The sequence below is a fragment of the Vibrio sp. V09_P4A23P171 genome, assembly GCF_963875615.1.
GTDB lineage: Bacteria > Pseudomonadota > Gammaproteobacteria > Enterobacterales > Vibrionaceae > Vibrio > Vibrio anguillarum.
In genome coordinates this window covers 168,638-182,028 of the sequence record NZ_CAWNMR010000044.1, presented here as the reverse complement: position 1 = coordinate 182,028, position 13,391 = coordinate 168,638, and the positions used below count along the sequence as shown (strand labels likewise).

The 13,391-nt window shown below is 43.3% G+C and carries 8 protein-coding genes; 2 read left to right on the top strand and 6 right to left on the bottom strand.

Translation table 11 applies throughout. The annotated features are described in order from the left end of the window. Window positions 1-125 precede the first annotated feature (125 nt). The 3 genes from AACT23_RS13100 to AACT23_RS13090 all read right to left on the bottom strand — a co-directional run bounded on the left by AACT23_RS13100 (window position 126) and on the right by AACT23_RS13090 (window position 4,940). On the bottom strand, window positions 126-1,307 hold the full coding sequence (locus tag AACT23_RS13100) for a DUF3103 domain-containing protein (protein ID WP_017045107.1): 1,182 nt from the start codon (window positions 1,305-1,307) through the stop codon (window positions 126-128). Window positions 1,308-1,546: 239 nt separating this feature from the next. Further along, window positions 1,547-3,991, bottom strand: a complete 2,445-nt coding sequence (locus tag AACT23_RS13095; protein WP_094126774.1) for a M9 family metallopeptidase — start codon at window positions 3,989-3,991, stop codon at window positions 1,547-1,549. 187 nt (window positions 3,992-4,178) lie between these two features. Beyond that, on the bottom strand, window positions 4,179-4,940 hold the full coding sequence (locus tag AACT23_RS13090) for a class II glutamine amidotransferase (protein WP_019282661.1): 762 nt from the start codon (window positions 4,938-4,940) through the stop codon (window positions 4,179-4,181). A gap of 506 nt (window positions 4,941-5,446) precedes the next feature. Between AACT23_RS13090 and AACT23_RS13085 the strand changes: the two genes are divergently transcribed. Continuing rightward, window positions 5,447-5,692 (top strand): hypothetical protein, encoded by a 246-nt coding sequence (locus tag AACT23_RS13085; protein WP_094126772.1) that lies wholly within the window; start codon window positions 5,447-5,449, stop codon window positions 5,690-5,692. Window positions 5,693-5,887: 195 nt separating this feature from the next. Further along, complete coding sequence (locus AACT23_RS13080; protein WP_094126770.1) at window positions 5,888-8,644, top strand: immune inhibitor A domain-containing protein; 2,757 nt, start codon at window positions 5,888-5,890, stop codon at window positions 8,642-8,644. Window positions 8,645-8,717: 73 nt separating this feature from the next. On the opposite strand, the gene AACT23_RS13075 is transcribed toward AACT23_RS13080, so the two are convergent. The 3 genes from AACT23_RS13075 to AACT23_RS13065 form a co-directional block, all read right to left on the bottom strand. After that, window positions 8,718-9,578, bottom strand: coding sequence for a lipase secretion chaperone (locus tag AACT23_RS13075; protein ID WP_094126768.1), 861 nt, complete (start codon window positions 9,576-9,578; stop codon window positions 8,718-8,720). Between the two features lie 69 nt (window positions 9,579-9,647). Then, window positions 9,648-10,589, bottom strand: coding sequence for an esterase/lipase family protein (locus AACT23_RS13070; protein ID WP_094126766.1), 942 nt, complete (start codon window positions 10,587-10,589; stop codon window positions 9,648-9,650). A 265-nt stretch (window positions 10,590-10,854) separates the two neighbouring features. Continuing rightward, complete coding sequence (locus AACT23_RS13065) at window positions 10,855-13,077, bottom strand: leukocidin family pore-forming toxin (RefSeq protein ID WP_094126764.1); 2,223 nt, start codon at window positions 13,075-13,077, stop codon at window positions 10,855-10,857. Window positions 13,078-13,391: the final 314 nt, after the last annotated feature.

The window sequence follows — 13,391 nt, the reverse complement described above, 5'->3', positions numbered from 1 at the left end:
GTTGACCGTCGTTCAAGCAACCCTATTCACATCAAAATCGGCCATGATGATCAGAAGCAGCAAGAATGATGAAAAAGCGAGCGCTAATAAGAGATTCGCGCTCGCTTTCTAGGGGGAGAGAAATGTTATGGACGTGTCGGGTTAATCGTCAAAGGTTCAAAAGTGGCCACTGCGTTACCACTCGCTCCAGGATGATCAACATAGCTGGTGTCTTGCATCAAAGTGTAAAAGACATCGACATAATCGTCGTCGTTGACCAGTAAACCATCGGGAATCGCATCAATGATCTTGCCCGTGATTTGCGGAATAATCGCATACGCCTGCACTTCTGGATCAGGGATAAGCTTCAGCACTTCTTCCGCTACTTTGACGAGTAATTTAGCCAGCTCCTTATAATCGGTACCATCATCTTGCTCCATCAAGATAAGATCGGCTGCGCCCCAACGGTAACGAGACCATTGGATCATCACTTGATTTGGGAAGTAATCTTGCTTGTCGTAATCCAAATAAGGCATTTCAACTAAGTCAATGGTCGGCTCATCTCGGCTTGGATTGATGCCTGTAACAATCGCATAAATTTCAGCCGCTCCAGAGATCCACGGTTCTTTGTCATCCGCTAAACGAATTTTTTTCAGTACTGTGGTGGAAATAGGCTCAGCGCTATTATCGCTGCTGCGGGCCATCGCTTGCGCGGCGACGCTACCACTTTCTACTGTGGTCAATGTGGTCGATTGACCCAATGCGTTCATCTGTGCACGCATTGCTTGTAAGCCTGCGCGCAATTCCACTTCGCTATTACTATCAACCACGAAAACGGGTACATCTGGCATTTGATATACATCCAGTTGATGCACCTGTCCGTACACATCAAACGCTTCAATATATTGCCAAGACGCATCATTACCTTTGGGCTCAAAAGCAAACAACGGGCTTTGCCCTTCTTGCCACTCTTTAATCATCGACGCATCGGCAATACGCAGTTGCAGCAATTGCTCAGTAAAATCCTCAATGCCTTTCATTGAACGAATTTGCGCGTCCGCTACAACCATCTGTTGACTAAAATCGGAATCAGGCTGCTCTTCAAACAAAGTGGAAACAGAAATGGATAGGTTTTGCGCGCTGATTTCAGTTTTAAGTGTGGTTTCAAGCTCGGCGTAACTTTCACTCAGTTGCAGTGCTAACGCTCTTTTTTGCTGTGCAATCGCATCAGCATTGGATTGACTGGTGCTACTGGTTGTCGCTTCTTCTGAGTTGCACCCCATAATAGTGGCCACAAGCAGTAATGAAACGGGTGTTATATATCTCATAATGAACCCTTAATATTTTTAATTACAACATAGAGTAATAACTCTACATAAAAACACAATATCACCGAATGCTATTCTTTCAAGAAATAAATAGAGTGTTAATTTATATTCTTCCCACAAGATCAAATTATTATTAAGTAAAGATTAAATTACATAATGTTAATATAGCTATTACTTTTCTGGCTAATCATATGATTTTAATAAAAAGAAGTGCTTTTACACTTCTTTTTATTCATTAATTATTCATAAGTTGCATAGAGCTCAACTTGGCTATTGGCTTGCTGTGCATTAAGCATGAAATGGACATAGCCCGCTTGCGTTACTGGCAGTTCAATATACTCATAGCTATCAGCACGTTTAGACGCTTGATCAAAATGAGTCAATGTAGGCCAGTGCTCGCTTTCTGCATAAAGATCAACATTGTGGGCTGCCATCTTATCAATAGGCTGGAGCCAAACTTTGACACTGTTCATTCCCTCTGGTACATAAATCGCTGCATAGCGAGTTTGATGAATACCCAACGTCATTGGCTGACGATTTTCGAGAACAACAGGTGCTAAATCATCACTAGGCTTTTGCGTATTATCGGTAATGGCGTAACTTACTTTCGTATTTAATTCAACACGCTGGTAAGCTTCTCTACCCGTAATACTAAAATAATAGCGACCCGGTAAAACGGTACCATTGGCTTGTTTTTCTAGTGCAATTGTTTCATTACTATGCAGTTCAAAATTTGTTATTTGATAATCATAATAATGCGCAATTTTTTCATAACTTAAATAAAGATCGGCGTCACCATCACCGCTAATATTAATCGACAATTCACTGATATTATCTGGAACATCAATATAATAGAGTTGTTCACTGTACTGCTCACCCGACAAGGTAACACTTTGCCCTAACGCTAAATGATTCATCGTGTCTTCTGGTTGAATTGGCGGCACAGTCGGATCGTCTGGATTACCACTGTCCGTTGTCAAAGTGTCTAACCAAGTTGAAAATTCGCTGTCTAGGCTTTTGCCGATCCGTTTCACTTGCTCAGCCCATGCTTTGAAATCACCACTACGTGATAGCGCTAGCAGTTGATCCACTTCATTGGGATGGTTTTCCAGCATAAAACGAACCGCTAAATAGCCCCAGCGATAAATTTGATTGGTGTCATTTTGATAAGTAGTGGCTAGCACTTGCGTGAGGCTCAGTTTTTTCTCAGCAATTAAGTCTACCGCCGCTTGGTAGCCTTTTTTATAGTGCATGTATTCAGCGAAGCCTTCCAACCACCACACGATATAGCCTTCACTTAAATTGAGAGAAAACGAACCGTATTGATTGTAGCGTCCGTCCAAATAATGCACATATTCATGCTCTAAATTGAGAATAGACAACGCCTCATCCTGCGCATATCGATAAGCGACAAAGCGCGCTGTGTTGTTGGCATCAGCCGGGTTGCCTTCAAGGTATTGCCCGCCGTTGTTGGTAGTATTGCCAAACAAGAAGTTGGAATAACTGACATAACTTTCGTTGCTATCAAATACCACCACTTCCACTTGTTGATTGAGATCATCGGCCACGGGCGTGAAACCTGTGTTGGCAACGGCATGGAAGTCGGCTTCTTTCTCATTCAAAATTTCACACGCTTGCTCTGCTTGTTGTGGTGTTAAGCCTTGCGAACGGATAATAGCAGGCCCATCACATTGATGGCGATTTGGCATGATACGCTGTTCAAGTTGCTGCTTAGCTTGCGTTAAATTAAGCGCTTCCAATGTCTCTGGCGCGTAGTAAGAAAGCATTTCAACCGCAGCAATCCAGAGTTTATCGCTACGTCCACCCAGCGGGTAACGCTCCAGTACTTTTTCTAAAATCGCAATGACTCGAGTTTTGGTGTTTGGGTAAGGGCTAACCAGTAAGCGCCCCGTTTCACGCACCGCATTGTACAAAATGAAATCGGCATCGGTTCCTAACGCCCAATCATGCTCAGTGGCAAAACGATACAGTGTCTCCAAATATTCTGGATGGGCTTCAATGTCTTGATAAAAATCGTCACGCGAAGCATGGCCGCTCATGGATCGAAATAAGTTATTTAAACCATCAACAAACTGCACATCTTGCGCCGTTTGTGGGTTAAAGGCGTCCAATAACACGATGAAATTCGCCATCGTTGAAGGTAGGCGTTTCACGTTATCGACCATTAACGTTAAGCTCGACATGGCCGCCACTTGTTCACGACCTAAGCTCAAACTATAAGGCGATAACATAAACTGGTTAATCGTATCCGCAATCGCATTGCTCAATTGATCTGAATAATCGCCAAACTCTTGCTTTACACCATAGCGCACATAATAAGCGGCACGGATAAACTCCCCCAAATTAGCAATAGATTTGGCTTGTGCTTCCGTTCCTTGATATTGCGAAACCTCTAACGCCAGCGCTCGGTTAATGCTGTCTATATTCTTTTCACTGTATAGACCCAAGATGGCTTTACTATCGGTATAAAACCACGAGTTATAACAGGCTGGTTGCGCATTTTTAATCGCTAAAATGGGCTCTTGTGCTTGTGTGATATCGCTAAACTGGCAGGCATCTGATGCATAAGAAAAAGACGGTAATCCTGCTAACGATAATGCCAATAGTAAAGCGTTAGGTTTGAGACGAGGGGAATGAATAGATGGAACCGGAGCAATACGCATAGTAACGACTCTCTATAGATCATAGAAATGAATGAGTCGCGATTTATATCAGAATCACATCAAAAAAATGAAACTTGATGCACAGAAACCAGGATCTTACTTCAAAAAAGAATTGCTCTCATGAGAGAGCAATCGATTAACCAATAGATCTTATATATCAATACATTACTAATTTTTCCACCACTAACTAAGTGATCGGATACACAGTACATTGAGTGCCAATCACATGAGTAATGGTTTGCGGCTCAATCATTTGCCAACCACTTTCACTATCAAGGGGTTCTGACGCAACCACCATATTATCGCCTTCGCTTTTACTAAACACGGTCGGCGGATTACCATCAGAGCTATAACGCACTAACCAAAAATCTTGCCCATCAGAGATACAAATCGAAGCTTTAAAAGGTGTGACTATCTGTTTCTCCGCCAAAGCCTGCGCAATTTGACCAATCGTGGTCGTAATGGCTTGTACTGGCTGACTGCGTAACCCATTACTCATCATCAATAAAAAAATCAATTCACTATCCGTTGTCCCAACACGCTTGACGTATAGCGATTCCGGTAGCTGCCGTTCTAAGGCGAATTTCACTTTTTCAAACTCACCAATTTGCCCGTTATGTAAAAACATCCAGTGATCCAAAATAAACGGATGACAGTTAGAACGGGAAACCTGCGTTCCGGTGGACGAACGCACATGTGCCATAAAACGGTGAGAACGAATGTGATGCGTTAAGGATCGCAGGTTTTCATCTCCCCAAGCGGGTAAGACTTCATGAAACTGCCCGGGTGTAGTGCGTTCGGTATACCAACCCAATCCAAACCCATCAGCATTGACACGGGTGACCGCTTTACGCGCTTCTAAACTTTGGTGCACGAGAGAGTGTTCCGGTTGATAAACCAGTTGATCGAGGTAGATAGGAGTTCCTTGGTAGGCGAGCCAGCGGCACATAATGCAAACATTCCAAAATAATCAGTCACTGATTTCAATAAAGCACGTTTGCTCAATGGCTGCAAGGTGTCCAGGCAACGATACCTTTGCCACTTGGCTCATCAACGCCACAAGTTAATGACTCTTAAATGCAGGCTTAAATGATGAATTATTTATTGAACTAAGATCATCTTTTAGCAAAGTTCATATTATTAAAAATACTAAACCTATTATTAGTCATTGTTGGTTTTGACCCAACATTCACTTTCGATTGAATTCTAACCTATCACTTTATTTATCTAAAGAATTTCATCTTCATCACTAAGAATAAAATACAAATCCATCAATTATTAATTCTAAATTTAAGAATAAAGAACCAACATATTTATCAATTAAAAACAAACCAAATGTTAACTAGTTATGTTTAAAATATGATGTTATTTCAAAACAACAATTATTTACACTTGCTATGCGTATGACTGATATATAGATTGTTACGAATAATTCACACATTATATGGATATACTGTGAAACATTTAATTTATTTTTTATTAATTAGTTACTCATCAATTAGCCTTGCTCAATCTTCAGTTGATGATGAACGGTTGCTCGCCTCATTAATCGAACGAGGTGTGATATGTGAAGGGCTGACATCAGAACAGCAACAACAAGCACTTGCCCTTTATCTACAAAGAAAACACCACAAAGAAAAGTCTCTTAATTCGACAACTCATCAAGAAGAAACGTGTATTTCTCCGCCGAAGAGCGACTAAATCACCCGTTCAATCTTCACTGAATAACACTCAGAAAACTTGCCTAGATAAGAATATACCAGCCACTCATTGCGTCCATGAATTCTATTTTATGGCGATGAAAGCCATTTATTCTCTATAGCGCTCAGTCGTATGGAAATCAGTTCAGTGAAATTGTTAATACCATAAATACAGAAAGAAAAATAAGGAAAGCAGATGAAACACATAAGGAAAACCTTGCTTGCGTCAGCAATGGTAACACTATTTAACGTCAGTGCTTATGCGCACACCCCGATTGATTTAGGGGTAGTCAATGAAGATAAACTCATTGAAATGTTAGTGCGTAACGGTGTTGTGGATGCCAATGCTACCGATGCAGTCAAGCGCGATGCCTTGGATCGTTATTTAGAGCAGAAAATCAAATCGGGTTTCCACGGCGATGCCCAATTTGGTAAGCAAGCTCTTGAACAACGCGCACGCGTATTAAAGACCATTGAAAAACAAAAAGGCCAGCAAAAAGCCAGCGTTTTTGCTCTCGATATCAGCACCAAACGCACCGATAAGGTATTAGCGCTTTTAATTGATTTTCCCGATTTACCTTGGAACGATAACCGCCTGACCAAAGAGCATACTGAAATGCTCTATGCCAGCTACAATCCACCTCACTATCAAGATCTGCTTTTTTCCGATGCGGGCTATGCAGGCCCTAATGGAGAAAATTTCATCTCGATGCGTCAGTATTATGAAAGCGAGTCTGGGCAAAGCTACAGTGTGGCCGGGCAAGCCGCAGGTTGGTATCGCGCGTCTAAAAACGCCGCGTTTTACGGGGGCAACTCGGCAACAACAGACAAAGATATGAATGCGCAAGAGTTGGTACGCGAAGCACTGAACCAACTGGCGCAAGACCCTAGTATTAATCTGGCCGATTACGATATTGAAGATCGTTACGATTACAATGGTAATGGCAACTTCCGCGAACCGGACGGCGTAATCGATCACTTGATGGTGTTCCATGCATCCGTTGGTGAAGAAGCCGGCGGCGGTGTGCTTGGACCTGACGCCATATGGTCCCACCGTTATAATCTCGGCCAACCTTATGTCCTTCAAGGCACAAAAAGTACGCTTCCAGATCGCTTTAACGGCCAATATGCCGCCTTTGATTACACCATGCAACCGATTGATGCGGCCGCTGGGGTTTGCGCACACGAGTATGGCCACGATTTAGGTTTGCCTGACGAATACGATACTCAATACACAGGTAAAGGTGAGCCAGTTTCCTATTGGTCCATCATGTCTTCTGGCAGTTGGGCCGGAAAAATTGGCGGAACACAACCGACGGCATTCAGCTCTTGGTCTAAACAGTTCTTACAAAAAGCGGTCGGTGGTCGTTGGATCAATGACGATCAAATTTCGATTGCAGAGTTAGAGAAAAATCCTCGCGTATTTACCCTATTCCAAACCACTGACAATGCTCGACCAAATATGGTGAAGATTGATTTACCACTGAAGCGTGTTGATGGGGTGAAGCCTTATCAAGGTTCGTCCGCTTTTTATTCAAACCGCGGCGATGATCTGAAAAATAGCATGTCTCGTAAGCTTTCTATCCCTACAGGTGAACAAGCTACGCTGAATTTTAAAGCATGGTATCAGATTGAAAAAGACTACGACTTTGCACGCGTACTGATCAATGGTAAAGCGATTGCTGGTAACATCACCACCATGGATGACCCGTACAATACAGGGCTTGTACCTGCTATTGCTGGTCAGTCGGATGGCTGGGTTGATGCGATATTTGACGTCTCCCAATGGGCAGGCCAAGAAGTGACACTCAGCTTTGACTATGTCACTGATGGCGGCTTAGCCATGGAAGGTCTTTACCTTGATAACCTACAGTTAGAGGTCGACGGGCAGCAAACCCTTATTGATGATGCCGAAGGAACATCCACCTTCGCCTTTAAAGGTTACACCACCAACAATGGCTTCCATGAAGCGCCACACTATTATTTACTGCAATGGCGTAGCCACAATGACGTCGACCAAGGCTTAGCCAATATCAAACGCATGGGCCAGTTGATGACTTTCGAACCCGGCCTACTGGTATGGTATGTGGATGAATCTTACACGGATAACTGGGTAGGTAACCACCCAGGTGAAGGTTGGTTAGGTGTCGTCGATGCGGATCAAAACGCATTGGTTTGGTCAAAAACTGGTGAGGCCGCACAAACGCGCTTCCAAGTGCGAGATGCAACCTTCTCATTGCAAGATCAAACACCTCTACGTTTAGTCGCTGCCGATGGTGATGTGCTCGAAGACACAAGCTTAATCGGTAATGGTAATTTCTCTGATGGCGCGGATTACAGCTCACCATTAGTACCAGATGCTGGGCGTAAGTTAACGGAATTTGGCTTGATGATCGACATCCTCAACCAAGGCCAAGACAATGAGTACGGCGTAATTCGCTTATCAAAAGTCAGCGAACAAAACCAAGCTCCTGTCGCCAACTTTGAGCTTAAAACCGACGGTTTATCTGTCAGTGCTCTCAACTACAGCCATGATGAAGATGGCGAGCTAGTCAGTTACGCATGGGATTTTGGTAACGGCCAAATGAGCAGCGAAATGGCGCCAAGCTGGAGCTACACCAAAGCAGGGCAATACACAGTAAGCCTAACCGTAACGGATGATAAAGGCGCAACCAACACCACTACGCGTACAACACAGGTTGAAGTGCCTAACGCATTACCGCAAGCCAGTGCTAAGTACATCCACCTTGGACGCTGGGTAACGATGTGGTCAACCAGCAGCGATAGCGATGGGCGTATTGTCGATACGGAATGGACCCTGCCGAATGGAAAAATAAAACGTGGCAAACTCTTCACCGCCATTTTCCCAAGCTCTGGAAAACATGAAGTGAAAATTAAAGTGATGGATGACAAAGGTGCAACAGTGACTAACACCATTGTGGTGAATTTGTAACCACCTATTCTATTTTCTCTTAGAGAACTTGAGCGCGGCTTCGGTCGCGCTCTTCTTTATTGAATAAACAGAATTAAAGCGATTGATCACGTAACCTTTCCAACGCCTCGACGCGTTTGAGTTGTTTGACCTCAAACGTTTGGGTACGCAGTTGCGTAATTTGCTGATTTTTTTCATCTTGGCTCAAACGCGTATTTTCAAGCACCGCCGAACGCTGTTGTAGATAGTTTTCGAGATGCTGAGAAAACTGCTCTCGTTGTTCACTAAGCTGCGTTAACCGCTGTGCTCCTTGTTCGCCAACCAACTCGTTCCAAACTAAGTATTGCTCTTGCGTGGACAAATGGCGACTCGCGTTGAGTGCTGGCAGTAGTTGTACATTGCGTTCACTGCGCTGAATGTATTCTGGCTGCTGTGCTAATAACGTTTGCCACTGCTGCTGCTCATCATATGAATCTACTGCTTGAGATTTAATGCGCAGCTTTTCTAATGCTAAATTTCGCAACGCATTCTCTTCACCAAACAGCATACTTTGCTGATCAACGTTAAAAAATTGACTTTGTATTTTCAGTAACTGCTGATTGATCTCAGCTAAGGTAGCAAGATCGAGATTGGCGATGGAAGCATTAGCCTCTAACTCAGCTAATGCTTGTTTGTATTGGATAAACTGTTCAAAAAGCATTGGATCGATCACTACGCCCTCATCCTGATCAGCATGCTGGGCAATGCGCTGCTTAACCTCAGGCAATGAGCTCTCTCCTAATGTAGAGATAAAATAGTGAATTAAATCAAGACTCGATGCGCTGTCTATCTGCGTATCTTGTTGAGATGGCGTTTGTAACGCGCTCTGTGATGATACTGGCTTTTGCAGAAAAAGCACCGCACCGATGCTCCCCAAGATGATCACGACAAAACCAAATAGTGCGGGCTTTTTCATAGCCAATCCTTATAAAGTTTGATGTTACAAAACTTGAAGTTATAAACCTCGAAACTATAAACCTCGAAGTTATAAACCTTGAAGCTTCAATCGATTAGCGTGCTGGCGATACAAGGTAACGGGGTCAGTTTCAAAAAGGTGGTGTATCCCAAGCAAGCCGTTGATTTCATCTAAGTGGTTCATTTGGTAATCATCGCGGATCACCTTACCCAAGTGAGTACTGCATACGCCGACTAAACCATCATTAGGGCCATTAAAGGCAAGTCCAGTCAACATCATCGCAGCATCAGTTGGGTCAAGGAGGTTGGTAAAGGTCGAAGATCCTGTCCACGAATAGTAATAAACACCATTGTCCGCCAGTAATTCACCATCACCACATTCACTGCTTGGAACACCTTCTGGGTAGTGTTGATTAAACGCTAGCGAACCTTGGGTAGTTAAAGCTTCTAAGGAAGCTAAAGGATCTTGATCTAGGTTACTTCCCCCAGAAAGAAGGCCAACCAAACCCGCCAATCCTTCCGCCATTTTGACGGCAATCGCTTCAGAAATGGAGCCTTCTTTGATGTGCCCACGCACTAAATCTGCCACGATTGAGCCTTTATTCACGCCACCAATGCTAGTCACAGACGCCACAAGATCGGGCCGAACTGATGCAACATAGCGAGCCGTTGGTCCGCCATGACTATGGCCAATCAGGTTAACTTTTTGAGCGCCCGTGGCAGCTAAAAGTGACTCCACTTGTTGCAATAGTTGTTCACCTCTCAGCTCTGAGCTGTTGGTTGCTGAGACTTGAGCCACGTAGACCTTTGCGCCATCTTTCGTCAGTGATTGCGGAATGCCGTAGAAATAATCGACTCCGGCCAGTGTATCAAAACCAAATAAGCCATGAACTAACACAATAGGGTACTGGGTTTGGGTATAGCCTGTCTTACTTAACGCCACCGTGCTGGTTGCCGCCAGCGCCGTGGTACTCAGCAGACAAAAAGCAGCAATAATAATCGTTCTTTTCAAAGTAAATTCCTTCTTATTGTAGTGCCTGGTTTAGGCGCGGCATACATCTAGCCTACCGTTACCACACCAGAGATTAGACCTCTGAGGAGCACCCTAACTGTAGAAGAAAAGCACTTTATTTCATGTCGGCTTACCAGCTTCGTGAATGAACTAAAAAAAACAACAGATAAAATTAACATCACATTAACAAAAAGAGCACTCACGTTTTAGCTAATTAAGCCAAAAGCATGAGCGCTCTTTACTACTCAATCATGAACTGATTGCGCTATTTTATAATAAATTGAATACCATCGGCTAACCAACCTTCAGACCAAACCTTGACTTGCCGAATGGCCGATCCGGCTGGCAACTCAAACACTTCATCGTGTGTGCTTATTGCAGAGCCTTTTGACCCCACCACTTTGGTTGAACCATCATCAAGCTTAAAAGCCATACGGAGTAAATGGTTACCACCGTACTTGAACTCACCGGAAGTCACGGTTATTTGCGTAACACGTTTCAGATCAATTTCAGTCAAACTACCGCTTCCACCACCTTGCGTCGCATTGGCTTGCGTACCAATCGCATCGATCGCAGCGCCATGACGAATATAGAGTATTCCTGCTTGGCCAACATCTTGCAACGCCAGTGAACCCGACGTAAACCCAAATACGACCGATTCATTATCTGACTTGAATACATTGCTATAAGCAGTAATGGTGCGCACACTCACTTGATCATTGTCATCAGCATACAAGCCTAATTCTCCACTTGTTTTGTCATGACCAAGCAGCTCATGAGAGAAAACATTACTCAGCTTATCGCTGTTTTCTACCCATTCCCAACGCTGACTTAAACTCGAACTACAAGTTTGCAATTGACCCAGTGATTGCCCATCCAAACATTGATGAATGTCGTTTGCACTCACGTAGCGACCTAACTGATCATAAATAAACGATTGTGAGTTTTTGGTTTCATCACAGCTTGAGGCAGAGAGTACGCCATTATCGGCCACATCAACGCAACGATTATTAAAGCTGCCCAATTGCAAATTCACTGGACGACCGCCCGTGAATACTGGGTGCTCCCAATCCACTGTAAAACTGGCACTTTTGCTCACTCTGCGACGCGTCGTATTTTCAAAACCATGGTAGGACTGATGCCCACCTACAACATAATAATGCTTATAAGCACCGTTATAAATAGGACGGATATTGACCGAAGAGTCAATGGTGAACTCCGTTGTCCCCGTCGCATTAGGAGCGGCTTTATAGATCACATCCATTTTTGGTACAAAGCTTGCGTAACCAATCGGGTTAATGCGGTTGGTATCCACAGGGTAAGTATTGACCCATATTGCATCCGTAGAGCGATTCATCATCGATTCGGCGGTCGCATATTGGCTACGATTCCATTTGAAGCTGACGTTTTGCGCGTTATTAGTGCTACGTTCAACACGGTAATCATGCGTTTTAAAGGTTAACCAACGGCTTTGGTTGTAGCTAGCATTAGCTTCTAACTTTCCTTTAGGCCCATCAGCACTAACCTCGACACCACCACTCACCCCTAGCTGGAAGCCGGATACCTCTTTTACCTCATATTCGGCATTGAGATTTTCTCTCGGGAACGTTTTTAAGATCTGCGCTTTGTTGTTCGAAGAGTTAAATACAAATTGATAGTCTTGAGCGATAGCATCAGTCGACCAGTCTCGGAAATAAGCATCTAATGTCAGGTAATCAGCACCCGATTGACGATAATCAAGACGGTCATTGAGATGGATCCCCGCCCCCGTTGTATCATCATCTAAGCTGATGCGAACAATTTTCGCGTCCGGTGTCGCAGAGCCAATGGTGCCATATTGCAATGAACGCTCTAGGTTAACTCTATAAATCAACGAGATATTAGGGTTATCGCAAAATACTCGCGTGCCTCGATCCCAAAGATGTGAGTTATTAAACGTACATTCATTATCAGTAATAGGCCGATTGACATTCAAATAAAACGCAACGTGTGGCAGAGAATTTGTCTCCGAAACACTACTTGACAGCGCGTTGGCCGTACTGCGACGCTGGCGAGAATGAGTCATTTTAGCGGCTTCCAACAAACGAATGTTGGGATCATTCTCATCATCTAGTGGTGTGAACAGTAATTCTCCCTTGTGTTCACTGATGATCAAAAAGTCACTGGCAAACGCTAACCCTAGTTTTTTCCTGAAGCGTGTTTTCGCTTCAGCCTTTTGCGATTCATCTTCAATCATACTGAAATCGACAAAATAGCGCAGATGCTGATTCAATACATCGTCACGGATCTGAGCTAGTGCTGGTGGCTCAACCTCTTCTTGTAGCCAGTAGCTTGCATTGAGGTAGTTGATTTGGCTGTCATCCTGAAGCTCACTGAACATTTCAATGGCCAAACCTTGCGGCTGATACACATCAGCTTGAGCGGTGTTCCATACCAAGCCTGACATAATGGCAATAGCGCTGAGTGCTTTTCTTCTGTTTATTAGCATATAAACCTCTAAGCATTTTTATTGTTATCACGGTATTTAAAAGAAAATAAATACCCATTTTTTATTTTTTCAGGCCACAAAAGAAAAGGACATTAGTTTTTTGGCACTTTTGTGGTGAATTATTAATAGTTCTAAAAATAAAGAACACAAAGAGAAAATATCTTTAATGTGGCTTAGAATCACAATAAAACCGTTTAATTTTTATACTCATTGACTGACTATAAATTTATTGATATTTGTATTAAGTAGATAAAAGTTAATATTAGAATGAAATAATAAAGCAAAGCCTTATTGTTATTTGTCTAAATTAGAAT

Excerpts from the sequence above, each read along its gene's own strand:
- AACT23_RS13095 (WP_094126774.1), bottom strand. The coding sequence starts at position 3,991 with ATGCGTATTGCTCCGGTTCCATCTATTCATTCCCCTCGTCTCAAACCT.
- AACT23_RS13080 (WP_094126770.1), top strand. The coding sequence starts at position 5,888 with ATGAAACACATAAGGAAAACCTTGCTTGCGTCAGCAATGGTAACACTA.
- AACT23_RS13075 (WP_094126768.1), bottom strand. The coding sequence starts at position 9,578 with ATGAAAAAGCCCGCACTATTTGGTTTTGTCGTGATCATCTTGGGGAGC.
- AACT23_RS13100 (WP_017045107.1), bottom strand. The coding sequence starts at position 1,307 with ATGAGATATATAACACCCGTTTCATTACTGCTTGTGGCCACTATTATG.
- AACT23_RS13090 (WP_019282661.1), bottom strand. The coding sequence starts at position 4,940 with ATGTGCCGCTGGCTCGCCTACCAAGGAACTCCTATCTACCTCGATCAA.
- AACT23_RS13065 (WP_094126764.1), bottom strand. The coding sequence starts at position 13,077 with ATGCTAATAAACAGAAGAAAAGCACTCAGCGCTATTGCCATTATGTCA.